This is a genomic window from Devosia lacusdianchii (assembly GCF_022429625.1).
GTDB lineage: Bacteria > Pseudomonadota > Alphaproteobacteria > Rhizobiales > Devosiaceae > Devosia > Devosia lacusdianchii.
On the sequence record NZ_CP092483.1, the window covers coordinates 211,201 to 233,782 of the forward strand.

The 22,582-nt window shown below is 63.6% G+C and carries 24 protein-coding genes and 1 tRNA gene; 14 read left to right on the top strand and 11 right to left on the bottom strand.

Going from position 1 to position 22,582, the window contains the following annotated elements; all coding sequences use genetic code 11:
* Positions 1-64: 64 nt before the first annotated feature.
* Together MF606_RS01110 and MF606_RS01115 are read right to left on the bottom strand one after the other, a co-directional pair.
* Positions 65-844, bottom strand: coding sequence for a LytR/AlgR family response regulator transcription factor (locus MF606_RS01110; RefSeq protein WP_240231606.1), 780 nt, complete (start codon positions 842-844; stop codon positions 65-67).
* The gene (locus MF606_RS01115) at positions 841-1,935 is read right to left on the bottom strand and encodes a sensor histidine kinase (protein ID WP_240231607.1); all 1,095 of its coding nucleotides are present in this window, start codon (positions 1,933-1,935) and stop codon (positions 841-843) included. Before MF606_RS01115 ends, MF606_RS01110 begins: the two co-directional genes overlap by 4 nt.
* A 174-nt stretch (positions 1,936-2,109) precedes the next feature.
* Here MF606_RS01115 and MF606_RS01120 point away from each other — a divergent pair, with 174 nt between their 5' ends.
* The 3 genes from MF606_RS01120 (at position 2,110) to MF606_RS01130 (ending at position 3,581) form a co-directional block, all read left to right on the top strand.
* Positions 2,110-2,496: a helix-turn-helix transcriptional regulator gene (locus MF606_RS01120; protein WP_240231608.1), complete on the top strand. Its 387-nt coding sequence runs from the start codon at positions 2,110-2,112 to the stop codon at positions 2,494-2,496.
* Positions 2,497-2,666: 170 nt separating this feature from the next.
* A complete protein-coding gene (locus tag MF606_RS01125; protein ID WP_240231609.1) occupies positions 2,667-3,065 on the top strand; it encodes a lysozyme inhibitor LprI family protein in 399 nt (132 codons plus the stop codon).
* 93 nt (positions 3,066-3,158) lie between these two features.
* Positions 3,159-3,581, top strand: coding sequence for a lysozyme inhibitor LprI family protein (locus tag MF606_RS01130; RefSeq protein WP_240231610.1), 423 nt, complete (start codon positions 3,159-3,161; stop codon positions 3,579-3,581).
* Positions 3,582-3,584: 3 nt separating this feature from the next.
* Here MF606_RS01130 and MF606_RS01135 read toward each other — a convergent pair whose 3' ends face one another.
* The gene (locus MF606_RS01135; RefSeq protein WP_240231612.1) at positions 3,585-4,322 is read right to left on the bottom strand and encodes a hypothetical protein; all 738 of its coding nucleotides are present in this window, start codon (positions 4,320-4,322) and stop codon (positions 3,585-3,587) included.
* Between the two features lie 177 nt (positions 4,323-4,499).
* On the opposite strand from MF606_RS01135, the gene MF606_RS01140 reads away from it, so the two are divergent.
* Both MF606_RS01140 and MF606_RS01145 read left to right on the top strand, forming a co-directional pair.
* Positions 4,500-5,195 (top strand): hypothetical protein, encoded by a 696-nt coding sequence (locus tag MF606_RS01140; protein WP_240231614.1) that lies wholly within the window; start codon positions 4,500-4,502, stop codon positions 5,193-5,195.
* 101 nt (positions 5,196-5,296) lie between these two features.
* Positions 5,297-5,734, top strand: coding sequence for a hypothetical protein (locus MF606_RS01145; RefSeq protein WP_240231616.1), 438 nt, complete (start codon positions 5,297-5,299; stop codon positions 5,732-5,734).
* Between the two features lie 15 nt (positions 5,735-5,749).
* Here MF606_RS01145 and MF606_RS01150 read toward each other — a convergent pair whose 3' ends face one another.
* On the bottom strand, positions 5,750-7,174 hold the full coding sequence (locus tag MF606_RS01150) for an MFS transporter (protein ID WP_240231618.1): 1,425 nt from the start codon (positions 7,172-7,174) through the stop codon (positions 5,750-5,752).
* A 164-nt stretch (positions 7,175-7,338) separates the two neighbouring features.
* Between MF606_RS01150 and MF606_RS01155 the strand changes: the two genes are divergently transcribed.
* On the top strand, positions 7,339-9,126 hold the full coding sequence (locus MF606_RS01155) for a hypothetical protein (RefSeq protein WP_240231620.1): 1,788 nt from the start codon (positions 7,339-7,341) through the stop codon (positions 9,124-9,126).
* A gap of 72 nt (positions 9,127-9,198) precedes the next feature.
* Here MF606_RS01155 and MF606_RS01160 read toward each other — a convergent pair whose 3' ends face one another.
* From MF606_RS01160 to MF606_RS01170, 3 genes are all read right to left on the bottom strand, one after another.
* A complete protein-coding gene (locus MF606_RS01160; RefSeq protein WP_338084396.1) occupies positions 9,199-9,576 on the bottom strand; it encodes an MmcQ/YjbR family DNA-binding protein in 378 nt (125 codons plus the stop codon).
* 71 nt (positions 9,577-9,647) lie between these two features.
* Entirely contained in the window at positions 9,648-10,304 is a 657-nt protein-coding gene (gene msrA, locus MF606_RS01165; protein WP_240231622.1) for a peptide-methionine (S)-S-oxide reductase MsrA, read from the bottom strand.
* Positions 10,305-10,354: 50 nt separating this feature from the next.
* Positions 10,355-10,678: a hypothetical protein gene (locus MF606_RS01170; protein WP_240231623.1), complete on the bottom strand. Its 324-nt coding sequence runs from the start codon at positions 10,676-10,678 to the stop codon at positions 10,355-10,357.
* 242 nt (positions 10,679-10,920) lie between these two features.
* On the opposite strand from MF606_RS01170, the gene MF606_RS01175 reads away from it, so the two are divergent.
* From MF606_RS01175 to MF606_RS01210, 8 genes are all read left to right on the top strand, one after another.
* A tRNA-Ser gene (locus MF606_RS01175) sits at positions 10,921-11,010 on the top strand.
* Between the two features lie 302 nt (positions 11,011-11,312).
* Positions 11,313-12,638 carry a sn-glycerol-3-phosphate ABC transporter substrate-binding protein UgpB gene (gene ugpB / locus MF606_RS01180; protein ID WP_240231624.1) on the top strand — a complete coding sequence of 442 codons (1,326 nt, stop codon included), beginning with the start codon at positions 11,313-11,315 and terminating at the stop codon, positions 12,636-12,638.
* Positions 12,639-12,740: 102 nt separating this feature from the next.
* Positions 12,741-13,625: a sn-glycerol-3-phosphate ABC transporter permease UgpA gene (ugpA, locus tag MF606_RS01185; RefSeq protein ID WP_240231626.1), complete on the top strand. Its 885-nt coding sequence runs from the start codon at positions 12,741-12,743 to the stop codon at positions 13,623-13,625.
* Between the two features lie 12 nt (positions 13,626-13,637).
* Positions 13,638-14,486, top strand: coding sequence for a sn-glycerol-3-phosphate ABC transporter permease UgpE (gene ugpE / locus MF606_RS01190; protein ID WP_240231627.1), 849 nt, complete (start codon positions 13,638-13,640; stop codon positions 14,484-14,486).
* 2 nt (positions 14,487-14,488) lie between these two features.
* A complete protein-coding gene (locus tag MF606_RS01195; protein ID WP_240231628.1) occupies positions 14,489-15,541 on the top strand; it encodes a sn-glycerol-3-phosphate import ATP-binding protein UgpC in 1,053 nt (350 codons plus the stop codon).
* A gap of 19 nt (positions 15,542-15,560) precedes the next feature.
* Positions 15,561-16,307 carry a glycerophosphodiester phosphodiesterase family protein gene (locus MF606_RS01200; RefSeq protein WP_240231630.1) on the top strand — a complete coding sequence of 249 codons (747 nt, stop codon included), beginning with the start codon at positions 15,561-15,563 and terminating at the stop codon, positions 16,305-16,307.
* A gap of 6 nt (positions 16,308-16,313) precedes the next feature.
* On the top strand, positions 16,314-17,102 hold the full coding sequence (locus MF606_RS01205; protein ID WP_240231632.1) for a DeoR/GlpR family DNA-binding transcription regulator: 789 nt from the start codon (positions 16,314-16,316) through the stop codon (positions 17,100-17,102).
* Positions 17,099-17,884 (top strand): HAD-IIB family hydrolase, encoded by a 786-nt coding sequence (locus tag MF606_RS01210; protein ID WP_240231634.1) that lies wholly within the window; start codon positions 17,099-17,101, stop codon positions 17,882-17,884. The genes MF606_RS01205 and MF606_RS01210 overlap by 4 nt, the downstream gene beginning before the upstream one ends.
* A gap of 76 nt (positions 17,885-17,960) precedes the next feature.
* On the opposite strand, the gene MF606_RS01215 is transcribed toward MF606_RS01210, so the two are convergent.
* The 4 genes from MF606_RS01215 to MF606_RS01230 form a co-directional block, all read right to left on the bottom strand.
* Positions 17,961-18,713: a F0F1 ATP synthase subunit A gene (locus MF606_RS01215; RefSeq protein WP_240231635.1), complete on the bottom strand. Its 753-nt coding sequence runs from the start codon at positions 18,711-18,713 to the stop codon at positions 17,961-17,963.
* A 27-nt stretch (positions 18,714-18,740) separates the two neighbouring features.
* Positions 18,741-18,914 carry a hypothetical protein gene (locus MF606_RS01220; protein WP_240231638.1) on the bottom strand — a complete coding sequence of 58 codons (174 nt, stop codon included), beginning with the start codon at positions 18,912-18,914 and terminating at the stop codon, positions 18,741-18,743.
* An 82-nt stretch (positions 18,915-18,996) separates the two neighbouring features.
* The gene (locus tag MF606_RS01225; protein ID WP_240231640.1) at positions 18,997-20,145 is read right to left on the bottom strand and encodes a calcium:cation antiporter; all 1,149 of its coding nucleotides are present in this window, start codon (positions 20,143-20,145) and stop codon (positions 18,997-18,999) included.
* 149 nt (positions 20,146-20,294) lie between these two features.
* Complete coding sequence (locus MF606_RS01230; RefSeq protein ID WP_240231643.1) at positions 20,295-22,406, bottom strand: mechanosensitive ion channel family protein; 2,112 nt, start codon at positions 22,404-22,406, stop codon at positions 20,295-20,297.
* Positions 22,407-22,582: the final 176 nt, after the last annotated feature.

Sequence of the window (22,582 nt, forward strand, 5' to 3'; positions counted from 1 at the left end):
CGCAAGAATTCGTTTTCTCCCTGATAAACTGGGCGGCAGCCATCCCTGCCGCCCTTTTCTTTCGTCAGCCGTGTTGCGTGACTTCCGCCCGCACCGCTTTGGTGAACGTCCGCCCCACCCGGATTTCCGTACCGTCGGTCAGCACAGCCACCAGCGCAGAGAACGGCGCTTGCCGCACCCGCGCTATGGCGCTGCGCCGCACGATCACGCTGCGATGGATGCGCACGAAATCGGCCGGGTCGAGCCGCCGCTCCAGCGAACCCAGGCTCTCGCCATAGAGGTAGCTCTCGCCATTGGCATGGATCTGCACATAATCCTTGTCGGCCTGGAAGCGAGTCACCTTCTCGGCCGCGATGCCGATGAACTCGCCCCGCGCCTTGACCCAGAACTGGGTGATCTGCCGCTGGTTCTCGCGCAGGGCTTGCCGCAGGGTCGCGACCGTATTGCGCATTTCGGCCAGTCGCTCTTCGCTGTCGCGCGCCACCAGCGTCGCCCGCGCCCGCGCCATGGCGAGGCTCAGCCGGCCCGGTTCGATCGGCTTGGTCACGTAGTCCACCGCATTCCGCTCGAAGGCGCGCAGCGCATAGTGGTCGAACGCCGTCACGAACACCACGGCCGGAGCGTCGGGGCCGATGGCGTCGAGCACGTCGAAACCACTGCCACCCGGCATCTGGATGTCGAGCAGCAGCACATCGGGTTGATGCGTACGAATTGCCGCGATCGCTTGCGGCGCATCATTGGCCTCGATGGCCGGGCTCAGTCCCTCCATCCCGGCCAAGAGCCGCACCAGTCGCCGGCGAGCTATGGGCTCGTCGTCGACCACCAAAATCGACAGCGGACTCATGCGAGGCGCAGCGGCATGGTCAGCGTGGCACGGTAGCGGCCGGGCGAGACAATGCTGCCCACACAGGAGGCCGCGCCGGGGAAGCGTGCCGCGATGCGTTCGGCGACATTCCTGAGCCCTATGCCCATGCCTTCCACCGCCGCCTCGCTGGCATCCTGGCCGTGCACCATGTCGTTCTCGACCACGAGGCTCAGATTGTCGGCATCACCGCTCGCGCTGATCCGGATTTCCACGTCGCCGGGTCGCCGTCCCACGCCGTGCTTGACGGCATTCTCCACCAGCGGCTGCAGGATGAGGCTTGGCACCAGCGCGTCGCTGACCTCGGGCGCCATGCTGATATTGACCGTCATGCGGTCCGAGAAGCGGTTGCGCTCGATATCGAGATAACCGCGCTGCAAGGCGATCTCGTCCTTGAGCGGCACGTCCTGCAGCGGATCGAGTTCGAGCGTCGTGCGCAGGAACGACGAGAGCGACAGCACCATGTCGCGCGCCTTGTCGGTGGCGCCTTCCTCGATCAGCCCGGCCATGGAATTGAGCGTGTTGAACAGGAAGTGCGGGTTGACCTGATAGCGTAGAGCCCGCATCTGGGCCGACAGCGCCTCTTCGCGGGCCGCCGCCAGCCGGCGCTCCTGCTCGCGCACCTCGAAACTGTATTGCAGCGACATGTAGAGGCACGACCAGCCGAAGAACAGCGACGTGCCATAGACCAGGTTGTAGGCCGTCTCGGTCCAACTGAACACGATCGGCGTCGGATAGGTGCAGATCGCATAGATGGCGAGGTCGATCAGCACATAGATGGGTGCGGCCACCAGTGCCAGCTCGAAGCAGAGCACCGCCTTCCACACCACTGACAGCGCCCGCAATCGGGACAGGATGGCGGTAATGCCGAAGGTCATCAGCGCCGCCAGCGCGTAATGCACCAGCTTGCCCATGGCCGAGTCGAACGGATCGGTGCCGACAAACCCCCAGAGCACGCTCGAGGACAGAAACACCACCGTCCAATAGACGACGCTGAGCCGGAATGTTGCGCCGCCCAGCGACGTGCCGAAGATTTCAGCCGCCGCGCGCTTGGTCACATGCAATGGCGTCATCCCATAATCCCCTGTCGTTCGTCGACCCAGCCAGCCATTCGTCGAAAACACCCAGCGCTCCGCCCGGCCCGGTACGTCACCGGTCGGATGGACGATCGGCTGGCCGCCACACCCAGCCTAGGGTGTAGTGCCCGTTCTGGGCATGGTCTTGTTCTTAACCCCGTGGATCGCCCCGTGCAGTACAATCCGCTTCCCGTCCAGTCCCGTCGCGTCGTCCTGGCTCTTGTTTCGGCCCTCGACGACAATGAATTATCGCAGCTCAAGCGCCACATGCCAAACGCGTCCCTGGTGATGCTCGATGCCGAAGGCCTCGAGGCGGCCGGTATCCAGCCCGTCGCCGCCGATTGGCCCGTTCCCGCCCCCGCGGGCAACCCGCTGACGTCCCGCCAGCGCGATATTCTCGAACTGATCGTGCAGCGCAAGTCCAACAAGCAGATCGGCCGCCTGCTCGCCATTTCCCCATTCACCGTCAGGAACCACGTCTCGGTCCTGCTGCGCACGCTCAATGTCGCAACGCGCGACCAGGCCGCCGCCAAGGCCAGCGCGTGGCTGGCGGCGTGATCCGTCCATCGATGGGCGATAATGCCCTCTGTGAAATCCGTCCATGGTGGCGCCCCTGTTCATTGCCAGTCTAACCCAGCCGGGTTTTGAGTCATGTCCGGCGATGAACCAGTGGTGTACCGGATCGTCCGAGTTTCGGACGGCGATGCACTCGTAATGAAGCCTGTTGCATGGAGTGTGCTCTAGCCTGCCTGCTGCTTTTCGCCATCGTCGTGCCGGCTGTCGCCATCGACGGCCTCGTGCCCTACGACGTGCCCGCGGCCGAAGTCGACAAGGTCTATACCCGCGACTATTACGACTGCATTGGCGCCAGCCGCGCGGTCCCCGCCACCATGCAGGATTGCATCGTCGCCGAGCGCCAGCGACTGCAACCGCGGCTGGCGACGGCCTATTCCGACGCCATGGATCGCGTCGTCGATGGCAATGAACTCGGCCGCAACCAGACCGCCTGGATTGTGCAGGGCAGCGAATACTGCGAAGCCGAGACCTCAGGGGCCGACGACCTCGTGCGCGAAAGCTGCCTGCTCATCGAAACCGCTCGCCGCATTGCGTGGCTTAAGCAGCTCTAGCGTTCAGCGCGGTGTACCGGTGCGCAACGCCGATTGACGCCGCATTCGAGCTACGGTGATGGTGCGCCAATCCCGACACCAGGACCGTCACTCATGAAGATCGCCGCCATTATTCTGTCGCTGGCCTTGCTCGCAATGCCCGCCTGGGCCGTCGACGACTATGCCGCGTTCGAACTGCCAGCGGAGGACGTCGTCACCTCCAGCGATTACACCGATTGCCTTGATGCCAGCGGTGGTGTGCACCCCACGATGATGGACTGCATCGGCGCGGAATATGGCCGACTCGATCTTAAGCTCGCCGACGCCTATGCCGAGGCGCTGGAGCGCGTTTCTCACCCCGATGCCCTCAAGCAGGAGCAGGCGGGCTGGCTCGAAATGCGCGCCGAGATTTGCGAGGCGGCAAGCGCCGAGGCCGGTGGCGGCCAAGCCAGCGACCTGGTCTTTGCCGATTGCGAACTGGGCGAACTCATCCGCCGCACCCGCTGGCTCGATCAGTTGCAGCCCTGGCCGCGCTAGAACCTAGCGGAACGGGCTCGCATCATAGAGCAGGCCCAGCGTTTTCCCGGTCGCGTCGGTGGCCGCTAGGGCCGTCCACACCTCTTCGGCCTCGAAGCCCAGGTCGATCGTGGTTTCGCCCAGCACATCGCTGATCTGGAAGTCTCCCACCGCTTCCGGGCAGCCGTTCCGCGACAGGGCCACGTCCAGCGCGGCGAGCTGGGCGTCGGCATCGCCAGCCGCTGCAACGGCGTCGACCACGCCCATGGCCGCCTCCGGCGTCGGGCACCAATAGGCGCCGCTCTCACCCTCCGCCACCGTGATCGTGCCGTCCATGGTGTTCCAGGCGATCCATTCCTCCAGCGGGTTGCGCGGGTGGTCGTTATTGCCTTCCTCGTGCACCAGCCCGATGACATCGGTGCCATCAGCTCTGGTGCCGCGGTAGAGGATGAAGGTCTCGCCCGCCTGCACGACCTTGCGCGCGATTACGCTGTCGATGGTGATCGGGCCCACCCGGCCATCGTCATAGGCGCAGCCCGACGCCTTCAGCCCCGCCAGGAACGTCGTGGTATCGGCAAAGTACTGGCCCGCCACCAGGTACTGATCCAGCACGAGCTGGCCGGCCGCTTCGTCCGGACACAATGCGGTCGCGTAGGTGTCGGGGATATCGACCGCTTCGGGCAACGGTAGTCCCTCGGCCAGAGCCGGCGACGCCGCCATGCCGCACACAAGTGCCACCGTTGTCAAAGCCAATGCCCGCATCGATAATCTCCAATTCATCCCATTATGACTGTTGAGCCAATTCTGCTGCGCCCCGTCAAGCGCGCCTACCGCCCCGGTACACGAACCTGGCGCCGACGATGTACCCGGTACGACGGCAATATTGAGTCCATGAGGCCCCGGGCCGCTAGTACCAGACCTCAAATCCGCGAGGTGATCATGATAAAACCCGGCCTGCGCAATGCCCTGCTGATGGCGCTTTTGGCATCGGCATCTCCGCCGGCCTTGGCCGGGGACGATGTGCTCAATTGCGCTATCCGGCGGGGCGACTGTGCCGCCATGCTAGCCGTGATCGAATGGGCCATTCCCGAGGATCGGCTGCTGGCGTCCCTGCGCCGGATGACCGACCAGCGCCTGACCGAGCTGGCCGCGGCCCTCGATCCGCTTGCTGCCCGGGCCCTGCGTCACGACGAAGCCGTGTTCCGCCAGAGCCTCCATCGCGACCTGGCCTTCGCCGCCGATGACCTGCCGCGCGATGTCGATAGCCTCCATGCCCTGGGCGAACGCCTCGCCGGGCGCCTCGAAATGCTGGCCGGGCTTGACCCGGACCCCGTCGGCCTCGCGGGCGAATGGGTCAGCGCCACCGGCAGCGTGATCATTGCCGCCAGCGGTGGTGGCTTCGAGGTCACCGCCTACAATGTCGAACCCAACCGGCTCGCCTGGACCTGCGAGTTCTTCGGCTACGGCCAGTCGGCCGGCGCGACGATCACAGTTGAAAATGACGGCATCGATCAGGTCGCGTTGGCGCGCGAAGGCGCAGCTTTGCGCCTGGTGCATACTGTGGCCGAAGGCCATGTCACCTGGTCCTGCGGCGGCAATGGAAGTCTGTCGGGCGTTTACTTTCGCCGCGACTGATTACCCGTATGCCACTTGGTGTACCCGGTACGCCAGACCACGTTGAAATCCCGCGCCCTCCAACCACAAATGGCCCTCGGAGCGTATCGTGGAGTGTCATCATGCCGGGATCGATCATTGGCCTGCGTTGCGCGGCCCTCGCTCTTGCGGTCGCGGCCACCGTACTACCGTCACTGGCCAGTGGTCGCCTGCCGCCGGTCGTCATGCCCGATCTGACCTTTGCCAGCTTCGCCGACTGCGTGGCCGAGCTGCGGACGCGCCACGAGGAGGCCTTGCGTTCCGTCGATCCGGCGCCGCTGCCGGTCGAAAACGGCACTTTGCAGCACATGCTCGAGAGCGCTGGGGTCGTCGAGGACAGCGCCACGACAGCCCATCTCGATCTTCGCTTTAACACGCAGGCTAAGTCGCCAATGCCCGAGACCAGGCAATATCGCTTCAGCAACAGCTATGACGAGCGCAGTCTGGTCTGCACCGGTCCGGTGCTGAGCGAGCAGTCGGTTCAGGGTTACACCCTCGATAGTTTTGCCCCCATGCCGTGATGGGGGCCTCGCCGCCTATTCGGCGGCGAAGCTCGATGCTGTGGCGCCGGTAGTCATGAAGCTGGTCGTGCGCAGCGCCGCGACGAAGGCCAGGCCCGCCACGGCCGCGCCCAATACGAAGACCGGGATGATGGCGAGGTGGATGGCGTCGGTGGTGACCGCGCTTGCATAACCAGCCGTATTGGCCGCCACCCCGGCAAGCGCTGCGCCGATGGCATTGCCGGCTGATTGCGTCGTCGGCAGCAGTGCCGAGGTGCGGTCGCGGTCATTGTCGCTGGAGGCTTCCATCAGCGTCAGGTTCAGATAGCCGTTGGAGATGCCGAAGCCGGCCCCGATGGCCAGTTGCGCCACCAGCACGATGACGATCTGCCCCGCCAGCAACCCGATCAGCACGCCAGCCATGCCGATCGCGATCAGCGCCGGTCCGGTCCGGATCAGCACCTTGCGCGTTTCGCGCTGGCGCACATTGGCCACCGTGATCGCCGAGAGGCTCCACGCCACAGCCATCACCGCGCCCACGGCGCCGGCAAGCGTCGGCCCATAGCCCCAGAGTTGCTGCACCAGCAGCACCAGATAGACCGCCGAGGTCGCACCCGCGATCGGCATCAACAGCACCACCCAGAGCCCGCTGCCCACGGTCGAGTTCGGCCGGAAGGCGCCGTCAGGCATCAACCGCACGCGGCTGCGTGCATCGAGCGCTACCGCGCCGACCAGCAATATCGCGGCTACCGCCAACAGGCCCGTCGCCACCAGCGGCGTCGAGATACCCGCCAGCGCCACCAGCATGATGCCCGCACCGATGGTCAGCAGGCGCACGCCCGGAAAACCCGGATTGAGCCCCGGCACATTGTCCCGACCAGGCACCTTGAACATCACCATGGTCGCAAAGATCAGCACCAGCGGCACGTTGATCAGGAAGGCGGCGCGCCACGAGACGAGCTCGGTCAGCAACCCCGCGCCCACCGGGCCGCCAAACGCCGCCACGGCCCAGATCACCGCCTGCATGCCGAACACCTTCGGCACCAGCCGCGAGGGAAACAGTTCGGGGATCAGCGCAAAGCAGATCGCCGCCACCACGCCTTCGCCCAGCCCCTGGAATGAGCGCCCGATCAGCACCTCGGTCATGGTCGAGGCATTGGCGGCAATCAGCGTGCCGACCAGAAACACCGCGCTCGACACCAGCAGGGCCGTACGCGAGCCCAGCCGCTGCTTGAGCAGTGCCGCGCCGGCGCCGCCCATAATGGCAAACACCAGATAGAGCGTCAGCGCCCATGAGATCAGCGCGATGCCGCCCAATTGCTGCACTGCGGTGGGCAGGGCCACCGATGCCAGAAAGGCGTTGAAGGCAAACAGCGCCACGCCCAGGCACAGGATCAGCGTCACCGTGGCATAGCGCGGAGTAAAGATTTCGGCCCAGCTGCCGCTCGTGGAATCGGACATTTGAAACTCGTGCGTCTTGAAATGGACCGGCAAGCTACGCCTTCGCCAAAATAAAACAAGCCTTGACTTGTTTTATTTTCTCCGCCGGGATCGACCGCGCCTTCCACCCCATTTTAACCCGTCCCGGTCCATGCTGCGTCAAACGCCAGCGCAGGATCATCGCTTTGACCGGACAGACTTCCACCCGCCCGGGCCCTGACCTGCGCCTTGTCGGCGTTGTCATCCTGGTGGCCGCCGCCATACTCGTTATACGCACGATATTTGGCCGCGCCGGTCAGCCTTTCTTCGCCGATACCGACGACGCCATGCGCATGGTCATGGTGCGCGACTTCATCAATGGCCAGGGCTGGTACGATCTCACAGCCCACCGTCTCAACACGCCTTTCGGCGCCGAGATCCACTGGTCGCGCCTCGTCGATCTCCCGCTGGCGGCATTTGTCCTGGCCTTTACCCCGTTCCTGGGCGCCGATACGGCGCTGGTGGCCGCTGGCTATGCCTGGCCCATGCTGCTACTGGCCATGTTGCTCTGGCTCAGCGCCCGCTTTGCCCAGCGGCTCGTCGGTTCCGAAGGCGTCTTGCCGGCGCTGGTCCTGCCGGTCTTGAGCCCGGCCATCATCGCCGAATTCACGCCCGGTCGTGTCGATCACCACAACGTCGTTATCCTGCTGACCCTGGCGACGGCGTGGACCGGTGTCGAGGCCATCCGCCGTCCGCGCTATGCCATTGCCTGCGGCTTCATCGCCGCCACCGCGCTCGCCATCGCCACCGAGTCGCTACCGTCAATCGCTGCCGCCATTCTGGTCGCCGGCCTCGCCTGGGTCTTCGATGCCACCAGGGCGGCGACCATGCGCAATTTCGGCCTGGCCTTCGCAATCGGCTCGGCCGTCCACCTGGCTATCTTTCGCCCGCCGGCGCGCTGGCTTGAAGCGGCCTGCGACGTGCTCTCGCCGGTCTATGTCGGCGTCGCCATGGTTGTTGCCCTGGTGTTCACGGCGGCCAGTTTTGTGCCGGCGCGGGCTGCCTGGCAGCGATTGCTGCTGCTCGCCATTCCCGGCCTTGCCGGCATGGCCATCATTGCCTGGCTCAATCCGCAATGCCTTGGGGGGCCCTATGGCGAGCTCGACCCATGGCTGCAGACCAACTGGATCGCCGGCATCGTCGAGGCCAAGCCGTGGACATCGAGCATCATCGAACTGCCCGCTTACGCCGTGGCCGTCGGCGTGCCCGCACTGCTCGGTACCCTGGTCGTGCTCTACCGGCTCTGGCGCGTGCGCGAGGAGCGTGCCGAATGGGCAGCTCTGCTGGTGTTTCTGCTATGCGCCGCCTTCATCATGCTCGCCCAGGTGCGCGGCGCGCGCCTCTCGATCATGCCGGCCATGCCCGCAGCGGCCTGGCTCATCGTCACCGTCCGCCAGCGCTATCTGGCTGCGCCGAAGCTGGGCAATATCCTGGCGCTGGTCGGCTCCTGGCTGGCTTTTTCGGGGGTTATCCTGGCGCTGGTCGTTACCGGCATCGTCGCCGTTATTCCCAGCCGCGCCCAACAAGTGACCGACGTACGCGCCGGCAAGGAACCCTGCCTCGTGCCCGCTGCCTTCGCCGATCTGGCGGCCCTGCCGCCCGAGCGCGTCATGTCGCCCATCGATCTGGGCGCCCACATCATGCTCTATACCCCGCACGAGGTCGTGGCCGCGCCCTACCACCGCAATCAGCAGGGCGTCCGCGACGCCTTCCGCTTCTTCAATGATCCCATTGCCGACGCCCGCGCCATTCTGGATGCACGCGGCATCGGCCTCGTGGTCATCTGCCCCGACATGCCCGAGCTTCGCGGCCTCTCCAGTCGCGCCGAAGACAGCTTCGCCAATCTCTATGCCGCCGATCAGCTCCCCGCCTGGCTCGACGACGTGAGCCTCCCCAACAGCCCGCTGCAGATCTTTGCGGTGCTTCCGGAATAGGGCGCCATAACCGCGTCATTCCCGCGCAAGCGGGAATCTCCGCTTCTGAATGCTGCGGGGCGGCTGTGGCTCCTACAGCCCCAGCTCCAGCCGGACCTTCTTGGTCAGCTTGGCCGCCACCAGCCGGTGCGCCTCGGTTACATAGGCGCGCAGTTCGGCATCATCGAGCGGCGCTCCGGGCGTCACCTGCACCCACTTGGCCCGCGCCAGATACGGGGCAGGGCGCACATTCTCCAGTTCCGACAGCACGGCGAATGTCAGCTCCGAGCATTTGAAGCTCAGACCCAGCTCGCCGCCCGTCGACCACCCCGACAGCAGCGCGAAAATCTTGTCACCCACTTTGGCGACGCTGGCATCGCCCCATTGATGCACAATGGTGACGCCCGGCAACGCCGCCGCATGTGCTTCAAAGCTCTCGCGGCTCAGGATATCGGGATAGGTGACGCTCAAGGGTAACAGTCCGTTAATAGAAAGAGCCGATCCGAGGGCTCGGATCGACTCCTGTGTGACAGCCGTGCGGCCTATTCGGCGGCGACGCCCACGCCAATCGGGCAGCTCACGCCCGTGCCCTGCAACCCGCAATAACCACGCGGATTCTTCGCCAGATACTGCTGGTGATGGGTCTCGGCATAGAAGAATTCCGCCGCCGGCGCGATCTCGGTCGTGATCCGGCCAAGCCCACGCGCACTGAGCGCCTGCTGATAGCCCGCCCGGCTTTTCTCAACGATTTCAGCCTGTTCGGGCGTGGTCGTATAAATGGCCGAGCGATACTGCGTACCCACATCATTGCCCTGCCGCATGCCCTCGGTCGGATTGTGCTCCTCCCAGAAGGTCTTGAGCAGGGTCTCGAGGGTGATCTTGCTGGGGTCGTAGACCACCTTCACCGCCTCGGTATGCCCCGTGCGGCCCGAGCAGACCTCTTCATAGCTGGGATTGGGCGTCGAACCGCCCTGATAGCCGACAGCCGTCACAATGACGCCAGGCAATTGCCAAAACAGCCGCTCGGCTCCCCAGAAGCAGCCAAGACCGAGATAGATGGTCTCGGCGCCATCGGGATAAGGGCCCTTGAGCGCCTGGCCATTGACGAAATGCTCTGTGGCGACCGGCATCACCGTATCGCGTCCGGGCAGGGCCTCAGCAGCGCTGGGTATGGTCGTGGGCTTGGATTTGAAGAACATGTCTTGCTTCCTTTCACGGCACTATTCGGCCAGGGCCGGGCAGAAGTTACTCAGATCTGGTCGTGGCGCAGGAACCGCTCGCGCCTGGGCTTGCGCCCCAACAGCGCTAGCACAATGCCGGGCAGTCCGACCACGGCGAATGCCGGATAGCTCAGCACGGCGGCCAGGGCTGCATCGAGAAGGTCGGCAAAAAACCGGCTATCGAAGAACCCTTTGACGGCTTCGAGGCTCTGTGGATGGATCTGCGCCCACCAATCCAGGAGGCTCGAGAAGACCAAGGCATTTGCGCCCAATGACTTCGTGCCGTCGATTACAAGCAGAACCAGCGCCAGGGCGATCAGCCAGGTGCCCAGAAGTCTCAAGATAAGCCGCATCCGCATTCCCTGTGCCGGCGGGGTTGGATTGAGGCTGGCCTACCTTTTTACCCCGCGCACCGGCTCTTTTTGCCACGCGCACGGCCCGTCCCACAAGATGGGATACCCCTGCGGCAAAAACAATCGTCATCGCTGTGTCGTGATCCCTTGCGCCCCGGGCGTTGATAAGTATATTGCGCCTCGCTCGCGTCGGCCAACCAGCCGGCCCCTCCGGCGGTTCCAGCCCGGAGATTAGGCGATGCGGAGAGATGGCCGAGTGGTCGAAGGCGCACGCCTGGAAAGTGTGTAGGCGGGTAACCGTCTCAAGGGTTCGAATCCCTTTCTCTCCGCCATGCCCTGCATAGCAGCAAGATATTGATTTCTTTTGGTTTGTTGGTGACGGGCTCCGCCGTCGCCACTGTGCCAATACCCGAAAGTTGTCGGCGCAGGCCGCTAACGCCGCTCGTCCATCTGTCCGCAGGAGTTCCAGTCAGCGACCCCAGCTTCGGCATGGTCGATACCCGTCCAACTTCGCCCTCCCGACGGGCCGCAAATGTTCATATGAACATTTCTCGTTTGCAAACGAAGATTTCATGCTGTCAAATGTCGTCAAGCGCGGGGCGAGGAGGTCCTGTGCAATAACAAGGGAGTGAGCATGTCCAAGAACGCATTGCGGCTGTCCGTGGGGCTGGCCGCCATCATCGCGACAACCCCGGCATTTGCCCAGACCGAAATCGCCTGGTGGCACGCCATGGATGCCGAACTGGGCCAGCGGCTGGAGGCCATCGCTACCGGCTTCAACGAAAGCCAGGACGAATTCGTCGTCGTGCCCAGCTACAAGGGCACCTACCCCGAAACCCTGACCGCCGCTATTGCCGCCTTCCGCGCCAATGAGCAGCCCGCCATCGTCCAGGTCTTCGAAGTGGGCACCGGCACCATGATGGCCGCCAAGGGTGCCGTGAATCCGGTCTATTCGCTGATGACGGACAATGGAGAAGCATGGGATCCATCGGGATTCCTCGCCCCGGTCACAGGCTATTACTCCGATACCGACGGCAATATCCTCTCGATGCCGTTCAACTCGTCCACCCCGATCATGTACTACAACAAGGACGTGTTCGAGAAAGCCGGTCTCGACCCCGAGACGCCGCCAAAGACCTGGGCTGAGCTCGAAACCATGAGCCGCCAGATCATGGAATCGGGCGCGGCGCCATGCGGCTTCACCACCGGCTGGGTGAGCTGGGTGCAGCTCGAAAACCTCTCCGCCATCCACGACCAGCCCTATGGCACGCTCGAAAATGGCTTTGGTGGCCTGGGTACGGAGTTCACCTTCAATGGCGAAGTGCAGGTCAAGCACTGGGAAAACCTGAAGAAATGGGCTGACGAAGGCCTGTTCCAGTATGGTGGTCCGGTAGGCGGCGCCGATGCCCCGCCCAAGTTTTACGCCCAGGAATGCGCCATCTACATGAATTCGTCGGCTTCGCGTGCTGGCGTGATCAACAATGCCAAGGATTTCGAAGTCGGCTTCGCGCCGCTGCCCTACTATGACGACGTGATCGCCGAGCCCAAGAACTCGATCATCGGTGGCGCCACCCTCTGGGCCCTCAATGGCAAGGACCCCGAGGTCTACAAGGGCGTAGCCCAGTTCTTCACCTATCTGTCGAGCCCCGAAGTGCAGGCTGGCTGGCACCAGGCGACCGGCTACCTGCCGATCACCAATGCCGCGTACGATCTGGGCGTGGAGCAAGGCTATTACGAAGCCAATCCGGGTTCGGACATCGCCATCAACCAGATTACCCGTGGTACACCGACCGCCAATTCCAAGGGTGTGCGCTTCGGCAACCTGACCCAGGCGCGTACGGTGGTCGACGAAGAGTTCGAAGCGCTGCTCGCCGGCAGCAAGACCGCCCAGGAAGCCCTCGACTCCGCCGTCGAGCGCGGCAACCAGATCCTGCGCGACTTCGAAGCCGCCAATCAGTGAACCTCCCCGGGTCGCTCGTGACCTCAGGGTTGCGGGCGATCCTCCCGGGCGGCTATGGCCGCCCGGTTTCAGTCGCGACCATCGGGGGAGTTCTCGGCCCAAATGCAAACCAAGCGCACAATCTTTCCCAACAAGCTGCTGCCCTACGCCCTTCTGGCGCCGCAACTTGCGGTAACGCTGATCTTCTTCATCTGGCCCGCGGCACAGGCGGTAAAGTCGTCCTTCGAGCGGGAAGACCCATTCGGGTTCCGCACCACCTTCATCTGGTTCGAGAACTATGCGCGCCTCTTCGCCGAGGCGGGCTATGTGAATTCTCTCAGCAAGACGGCGGTGTTCGCCGTGTCGGTGACGCTGTTGTCCATGACGCTGTCGCTGATCCTGGCCGTGGCCGTGAACCGGGTGCTGCGCTCCAATCGCGCCTATACCACGCTTCTGGTTTGGCCCTATGCTGTCGCCCCGGTCGTAGTGGGTATCCTGTGGTGGTTCATGTTCAACCCCACGATCGGCATTGCCCCCTATGTGCTGCGCTCAATGGGCATTGCCTGGAACCACCGCGTGGATGGCAACCAAGCCATGATCTTCGTGGTCATCGCTGCCAGTTGGAAACAGATTTCCTATAATTTCCTGTTCTTCGTGGCCGGCCTGCAATCGGTGCCGCAATCGTTGACCGAGGCAGCCGCTATCGATGGCGCCGGACCATTCAAGCGGTTCTGGACCATCGTGTTCCCGCTGCTCTCGCCCACGACGTTCTTCCTGCTGATCGTGAACATCAACTACGCCATGTTCGATACCTTCGGCCTCATCGACGCAACCACGTCGGGTGGCCCCAACCAGGCCACGAACATCCTCGTCTACAAGGTCTACGCCGATGGCTTCCTGGGCCTCAATATCGGCTCCTCCGCCGCCCAGTCGGTCGTCTTGATGCTGATCGTCATCGTTCTCACCGCCGTGCAGTTCCGCTTCATCGAGCGGCGCGTGCAGTATTGAGGAGCCAGGCATATGGTTGAAAATCGTCCCCTGCTTGCCATCCTCACTCATCTGGTGCTGATCGTCGGCGTCGTCATCGTTGTCTTCCCGGTCTACCTGGCCTTCATCGCCTCCACCCATGGCAGTGGCGATTTCATGCGCGGGTTGGTGCCATTGTTGCCTGGCCCGCATTTGATCGAGAACTACGGCAAGATGCTTACCGAGGGCATCTCCACGGCCGGCGCGCCGCCGCTGTGGATCATGCTCACCAATTCGCTGATCATCGCCATCATCATTGCAGTGGGAAAGATCGCCATCTCGTTGCTCTCGGCCTACGCGATCGTGTTCTTCAAGTTCCCGTTCCGCATGCTGGCGTTCTGGATCATCTTCATCACGCTGATGCTGCCGGTCGAAGTGCGCATCATCCCCACCTTCGCCGTGGTGGCCAATCTGGGCCTGCTCAATTCCTATGTCGGGCTGACGCTGCCGCTCATCGCCTCAGCCACGGCGACGTTCCTGTTCCGCCAGTTCTTCCTCACCGTTCCCGATGAACTCATGGAGGCCGCGCGCGTGGATGGGGCCGGGCCGATGAAGTTCTTTCGCGATATCCTGCTTCCCCTGAGCCGGACCAATATCGCGGCTCTCTTTGTCATCCTCTTCATCTATGGCTGGGTGCAGTATCTGTGGCCGCTGCTGGTGACCACCGACAGCAAATATTACACCGTCGTCATGGGCATTAAGCGGCTCGCGGCGACCGCCGATTCCGAGCCGCAATGGAACTTCGTCATGGCCGCCGTGATGCTGGCCATGTTGCCCCCCGTCCTCGTCGTCATCTTCATGCAGCGCCTGTTCGTCAAAGGCCTGGTCGAAACGGAGAAATAAGCATGGCCACCATCAATCTGGTCGAGCTGCAGAAGAATTACGGCAATACCCCGGCCGTGCGCGGCATCAATCTGTCTGTTGCCGACGGCGAACTGATCGTGCTGGTCGGACCCTCTGGCTGTGGCAAGTCCACCTTGCTGCGCATGGTGGCCGGGCTGGAATCGGTCACATCCGGCCGTATCGAGATTGCCGGGCGCGACGTGGTCAAGGCTGAACCGGCCGAGCGTGACATCGCCATGGTGTTCCAGAACTATGCGCTCTATCCGCATATGAGCGTGCGCGGAAATCTCGAATATGGCCTCAAGAACCGTGGTACGCCGCGCGAGGAGATCGACCGGCGGGTCAACGAGGCGGCCGACATCCTCGAGATCGGTGCCTTGCTCGATCGCAAGCCGCGTCAGCTGTCGGGCGGGCAACGCCAGCGCGTCGCCATGGGCCGCGCGATCGTGCGCGAGCCGGCGGCCTTCCTGTTCGACGAACCGCTTTCCAACCTTGACGCCAAGCTGCGTGTGCAGATGCGAGTGGAAATCCGCAAACTGCAGCGCCGGCTCAAGACAACCAGCCTCTACGTGACACATGACCAGCTGGAAGCCATGACGCTTGCCGACCGGCTGGTGGTGATGAATGGCGGGCTGGTGGAACAGATCGGCACGCCGACGGAAGTCTACGACCGCCCCTCGACGCTATTCGTGGCTGGATTCATCGGCTCGCCACCGATGAACCTCATTCCCGTCAGCGCCCTGGCCGATGCGGCAGGGTTCGACCAGCTGAACCTGCCGGCCAACACGGATGTGGTGGGCTTCCGCCCGGACCAATTGTACATTGAGCAACCGCAGGGCGCTGCACTGGCGGCCAAGGCCGTGGTGGAGTTGCTGGAGCCCATTGGCGGGGAAAGCCATCTGCATGTGCGTCTTGCCGGGTCTGGCCACGCGGTCGTGCTCAGCGTACCCGGCCGCCCCGACATCCCCGAAGGCGCCGATATCACTATCCATGCCCAAGCGGCCGATATGCATCCTTTCAGCAACCAGACCGGCCGCCGCACGGACGACGTTTGATCGAAAAGTCCAGGATACCATGACCATCCCAGTCAAACCCGGTCCCGACAGGGACGAAGTGCAGGCCCATCGCGGCGCGTCCGCGGTTGCACCGGAAAACACGATCGCCGCCTTCCGCGCCGCCGCCGAACAGGGCGCGCGCTGGGTTGAACTCGATGTCGCCCTGCTGGCAGACGGAACGCTCGTGGTCATCCACGACGACAGCGTCGACCGCACCACCTCGGGCAAAGGCAATCTGGGCACCTTGACCCGCGCCGACATCGCCCAACTGGATGCCGGCGCATGGTTCGACCCAGGCTTTGCGGGCGAGCGGCTATCCACCCTCGTAGAGACTATCGTCGCCCTCGGCGAGCTTGGCCTTAGCGCCAACGTGGAGATCAAACAGCACAAGCATCACAAGTCGCTGGACCAACTGGTGCAGGCGGTGCACAAGGCCATCGGTCAGCGCCGCCCGGAGATGCGGATCATGATTTCCAGCTTCGACCCCGAGGCGCTCAAGGCCATGCACGCCATGGAGCCGGCTTTGGAAATGGCCATGCTGTGGTCCGAACTGCCCACGGATTGGGAGGCACGCCTCGCCGCGATCCCGGCCACGACCATCCATCTCAACTACAAGGCGCTTAGCGTCGGCTTTCTCGAGAAGGCCCGCGCGTGCGGTGTGAAGGTTCGCGCCTGGACCAGCAACGATCCGGTTGAACTCATGTCCTTCTGGGGAGCGGGCCTGGCGGGCGTGATCACCGACAACCCGAAAATCTATCTGGGGTAGCCAGGCATGGGGCAGGACAAGCTGTCGAGCCGCCAACGCGACATTCTTGCTCTGATCGAAACCGAGGGCGCTCAATACATTGAGCACCTGGCGGCGCGCTACGACATGACCACCCAGACGATCCGCCGGGACATCAACGCACTCTGCGACATGGGCTATGCGCGCCGCTTTCATGGCGGCGTCGACCTGCCGGTCGAGAACCGCAATATCTCGGTCAACGTGCGCGCCGCGCTCAACAGCAGCGCCAAGCAACGCATCGCTCGGCGCATCGCGACGGCCATCGAGCCAGGCTCCACCGTGTTCATGGGCATCGGCAGCAGCGTGCAGTTCGTGGCGGCGGCGCTGCGCGAGCACGAGGGCTTGCGCGTGGTGACCAACAATATCGACGTGGCGCTCACCCTGAGCGAGGCTCCACAGATCGAAGTGCACATGACCGGGGGCATTTTGCGTCACGACGATCGCGACGTGGTCGGCGCGGACTCCTTAAGGTTCTTCGAGAAATTCTATGCCTCCTACGCCGTCATCGGCGCTGGTGCTCTCGACCCGGCAAAGGGCATCCTGGATTTCAGCTACAGCGAGGCCCAGACCACGACCACCCTGATCGAAAACTCCCGCCTGCAATTCCTGGCTGCCGACGTCAGCAAGTGGGTGCGGGACGCCTCGGTACGGGTGGTGCCGTTCAGCCGGATCAGTTGCCTGTTCACAGACCGCCTTCCCGACGATGATGGCGTCGCCGCACGGGCGCTCGGCGCGGCGGGCACTGAGGTGGTTCTGTGTGGCGAGGGGGCGGAATGAGCTTTCGCGGCCTCGCGCCCCTGCCCGAACAATTGCAGGGCGTACGCTACCTTTTCACCGATATCGACGACACCCTGACTACCGAGGGCCGGCTTTTACCACAGACCTACCAGGCCCTGTGGGACCTGCACGCCGCCGGTATTGCCGTCGTGCCGGTGACCGGGGGTTCGGCAGGGTGGTGCGAGCATATCGTCCGCGCCTGGCCTGTGGCCGCAGTCATCGGAGAAAGCGGGGCCTTTGCGATGACACTTGCGAGGGGACAGGTGGAAACCGAATTTTGGGAGGGCGAGGCAAGCCAGGCTCTGCACCAGTCCGAGCACCTCAAGGCGATTGAGCCCCTGTTGGGCTCTTTCTCCCTGTCGCGAGATCAGCGCTTCCGCATTGCCGATGTCGCCATAGAGATTGCCGGACACGACAGGCAGGATGTTGATGCCCTCGCTGACACCATCCGCACCGGCGGAGCCTCTGTCGCCGTCAGCTCGATCCATATCAACACCTGGCGGGGCCGATACAACAAGCAGACCATGAGCGAACGCCTGCTTCAGCGTTTCGGGGTGGAGCCGGACGACATCTCCCGCAGCACCGCCTTCGTTGGAGACTCGCGTAACGACGCTCCGATGTTCGCCTATTTCGCAAACGCCTTCGGTGTCGCCAATATCCTTACGGTGCTCGACGATCTCACCACAAAACCCCGATGGATATCCCAGCGCCCCGCTGGACTGGGCTTCGTCGACGTCGCCCATGCGGTGCTGGCGGCCAGGACTATGGCCCCGGAGCTGTGACCTCCACCCTGCCGCTCGTAGCGGACCGATGCCGCGCGTGGTTCGGGAAATATCGGAAACCGCCGCACGCCGGAGCCTAGTGCGAAGGATGGATGGCGTCGTTCAGATACATGCAGGTCAGCATGGTGAACACATAGGCCTGGATGGCCGCCATCAGCAGTTCGAGCGCTACAATGCCTATCGCCATGATCATCGGGGCGATCGCGGCGACCATGCCAAGAGCGCCGAGGCCACTGAGATCGACTACGAAGCCCGTGAACACCTTGAGCGTGATGTGTCCGGCGAGCATCACGGCAAACAAGCGGACCGAGTGGCTGATCGGTCGTGAAATATACGACACGATTTCGATCGGCACGATGATCGGCGCCAGATAGCCTGGAATACCGCCGGGCATGAACAGGCGGAAGAATTTCAACCCGTGCCGCCACAGGCCATAGAGCGTGACGACGGCGAAAACCAGCAGGGCCAGCGCGGCGGTCACGATGATCTGGGCGGTTACCGTGAAGGCATAGGGGAAGATGCCGATCATGTTGGCGACGAGGATGAAGCTGAACAGCGAGAAGACCAGCGGGAAGAACCGCATGCCCTCCCGGCCGATACTGGCGAGGACCAGGTTCTCGATGCTCTGATAGGCCATTTCCGCCACCAGCTGCAGCCGGGTCGGCACCATCAGCTGCTTGCGTCCGGCCATGATCATGAAGCCGGCCACCAGCGCCGTCGTCAGCATCATATAGGCCGAGGCATTGGTGAAGCTCAGGTCCTGCCCGGCGATCGGGGGCAAGGGGAAGATGGGCTCGACGACGAATTGATGGATGGGGTCAGTAGCCATGAAGGGATCCGTTGGTAGTGGGGAGAGCTATTTGTGCAGCCGCATGGCGGTCAGGCCGATGACCAGGCCACACAGGGATGGGATGAAGGAAAGGGCGAGCGTGGCGCCAAGGCCGCTCACAAGGCTCAAGTCGACCATGATGCCTGCGAGCATGTAGCCGAGCAGGCACCCGACAAGGGCGAGCATGTTTGCGACGGACATGGGGGGACTCCTCGAATGGAGGGGTCGTCCCCGAAAGCAAGCCCTGGTACCCGGCGGGTCGTCCCGCCGGCGGGCAATCAGGTCAGGTTACGAAAAGCAGCACGCTGAATACGGCGAACAGCGCCAGATGCAGCGTGCCCTGCAGGGCCGAGGCGCGCTGGCCCATGAAGGTCAGCGCCGTCAGGCCAACCGTCAACAGCAGCAACACCGTCTCGGTCGGGCTCACGCCCATGACCACGGTCTTGCCGGTGACGAGGCCCACGGTCAGCACTGCCGGAACGGTGAGTCCAACAGTCGAAACGAAGGCTCCAAGGCACAGGTTGATCGAGCGCTGCAACTGGTCGGCCATCGCCGCCTTGATCGCGGTAATGGATTCCGGCGTGAACACGATAATGGCGATCAGCACGCCGCCCAGGGCCACCGGCGCGCCAACTGCGGCAATGCCAAAATCGATGATCAGCGCCAGGTCATGCGCGAGCAGAACGATGGGCAGCATGAGCGCAACCAGCAGAATCGACCGGATAACGATGCCGCGCTTGTCGAGCGGCTCCTTGCGCTCCACCGGCGTGCCCGTGACCATGGGCTCCACCGGTACTGCCAGATGCCCGGCCTCGGGCTGCACGAAGAAGCGCTTGTAGCCCCGCGTTTGCATGAGCAGGAACACAGCATAGAGAACGATGGTCAGGATTGCGAAAGCCACCGCCTGCACTGGCCAGAAGGTACCGTCGCCGGTGCTGAGCGTATTGGGCAGGATCAAGCCGATACCGGCCAAGAGCAGCGTCATCGCCACATAGGCCAGCGCGCCCTGCGAATTGTATTCCTGTTCGCCGAACCGCCGTCCCCCGACGACGAGGCAGATGCCCATCACCAGGTTGAGGATGATCATCATAACGGCAAAGATCGAGTCCCGCCCAATGGTCGGATTTTCGCCCGGGCCGAGCAGCACCGCAGCGATCAGAATGACTTCGATCGCCACGATGGCCAGCGTCAGGATCAGCGTGCCATAGGGCTCGCCGAGCTGGTGCGCCAGGTAATCCGCCTCGTGCACGACCCCGAAAGCCGCCATCAGGATAATGGCGAAGATCACGACAAAGCAGACGATGGCGACGATCGGATCGATCGGATCATGCAGCCAGGTGGGGCCACCGATCAGGAAGACAACGACGACCGCCCAGGCGATCAGCAGCTTCAGTATGGTACTGTTTGGAATGTGCTCGCGGATTGACGACACGGTTCATGCCTCGCTGGGGCCGTCCCCTGTCGATCGAACCGCTTCCTCGGGGTCGTCCCCTGTTGCGAACGGCAGTAGGCCGTTGCCAATCCATAATCGAGCAAGCTGGAGATGTCCAGCGAGGCGGAACCGGCTCGAAAATGCCGGTCTCACAGCACGATGTCCTTCTTCGCCAGCGCTTCGAGGAACCCGCCATTGAAGGCGCGGGCCAGTTCCGACTGCCGAAGGGGCGCCGTACGCAGCGTGCCGCTAACGATCACCGACCCGGCATTGACTTCTTCGACGCCAAGATTGTGCAGATCGCCCATGAACGCCGCGGAGTATTTGGGGTTCGCTCGCAGCGCGGCGCTGGTTTCCCGCATGGCGTCGAGCACCCGCTGCGGGTCGACGCCGGAGGGCACGGCGTAGCGTGGCCGGAACACCCCATAATTGCGCGAGCTGTTCTTGAGCGCCTTGATGGTCGAGAACGGTACCGAATGCAGCGCGCCATCAGCATCGCGCAGCCTGACCGTGCGCAGAGAAATACCCTCCACCACGCCGCTTCGATCGCCGGTATTGACCGTGTCGCCAATGGCCAGTGTATCCTCGGCCAGGATGAAGACGCCGGTGATAACGTCCTGCACCAATTGCTGGGAGCCGAAGCTGAGGGCCAGGCCGAACACGCCGGCGCCGGCGATCAGCGGCGTCACGTCGACCCCGATATTGGCCAGCACGGCAATCCCGGCCAGGGCGAGAAGCAGGATCATCAGCCCGTTGCGCAGCAGCGGCAGCAGCGTCTGCGCCCGGTTGGTCCGCTGGCGCGGCCGACCTAAAGCGTCGGTCGGGGTTAGGGCGCTGGCGATCCAGGCGTCAAGCGCGATCCAGATCAGCCAGGAGACCAGGGCGCAGACGATAGCCGCGGCAAGCGGCTGCGTCAGCTGCTGCCCATCGCGCAGCAGCCAGGTTCCCAGATCGAAGCCCCATATCCGCACGATCGTGATGACCGCAACCACGGCAATGGCAGCATCGGAGGCGACACGGAGAATCTTGAACAGCCCCGCGATCACCGCTTGCCGGACGGCGCCGCGCTGTCTGCGGCGGCCAGTCAGCAGGTTGCCATACAGCCGATGCAGGCTGAACACCGCCACCAGAGCAATCAGCACGACGCCGAACGACCATAGCGCCAGCGTGAACACATCATTGTCCCGCTGGCCCGAAAACAGGCTAACGGCGCTAAGCACCACAAAGGCATAGGCAAACAAGTGCCAGCGCTTGGCCAGTTGCCGCATCGCACGCACCAGCGGATTGTCGGACGGGGACCGTTGCGACGCTCTGCCGAAGATCAGCCGGCCAATGGCCGGCCGGTACCGCATGATGAAGATCAGGGTGGTCGCCGCGGCCAGCATGTTGAGTGTAAACGAGGCGATGTCAGCAACCGACCAGCCGATCACCCCCCTTGTTGCCGGATCCCGGCACAAGGCGGCGAGGATTGCCAGCATCAGGATGGGCAGCCACCAGCGGTAGAATCGCTTCTGGCAATAAACGACAATGCGCACCCCTCTCATTCCGGCCAGCGCCGACAGGCCTGCCACGGCCAGGTCGGTCATCAGCATCGCCAGAACAGTGCCCGCGGCGACGGTGAGAAACATGCTGCCGCTCACTTCGGTGGGTGAGAACAGCGCCAAGCTGGAGGCAAGCGCGATAAACAGAACCACATGGGCGACGAATTTCAGCAGCAGCCCGGCAGCAAGCCGCCGCTTTCGCACCGGCTTTGTCGCAGCGGTAAGGCCGCGACCGACGCGCCGCAAGGCGAAAGCGGCAAGCGCCGTCACCAGCAGCAGGGGCAGGGCCCACGCGGCAAACTGCAGCAATTGACCATCCTTGATCCCCGCTTCGATGCGGGTGCTCAACTGGGTCTGAGCCTGCTGCGCCTTCTGGTCGATCGGAATGCCGAACGTCGTGGTTGGCAATTGTTCGACCAGATCAGTCGACCAATCCGACAGGGCATCGATCAGCCCCGGCGTCGTCGCACCCTCCTCGGTCGGGGCAGGGGCCGACGCACCGTCCGCCGCTGCGTTCTCTGCCGCCGGCGCTTCGGGTGCCGATGACAGACTGCGCAATTGCTCGAGCAATTGACCACGCAATTGATCGTCGTCCAAAACGACGATCAGCCGGTCGATCGCCTCGATCTTGGCATCGGCCGCCAGGTTGTCCTGCCCGGTCGCAGCTGCTCCAAACATGATGACGATCAGTGGGGCGAGCCACAGCGCCAGTCGTTTCATACTATCCCCTTACCGTGGGTGACCGCAGCCATACCTCTGGTGTCAATCATATCTTCCAACTCACCCGGCTCCGCCAAGGCTTCTTCTTTCGCACGTCTCGTGGGTGGGTGCATTACGGCGCTGCAGGTCATATCCAGGCGCTTCCCAATCAGCCACGTGAATGCCATAGCTCTCCC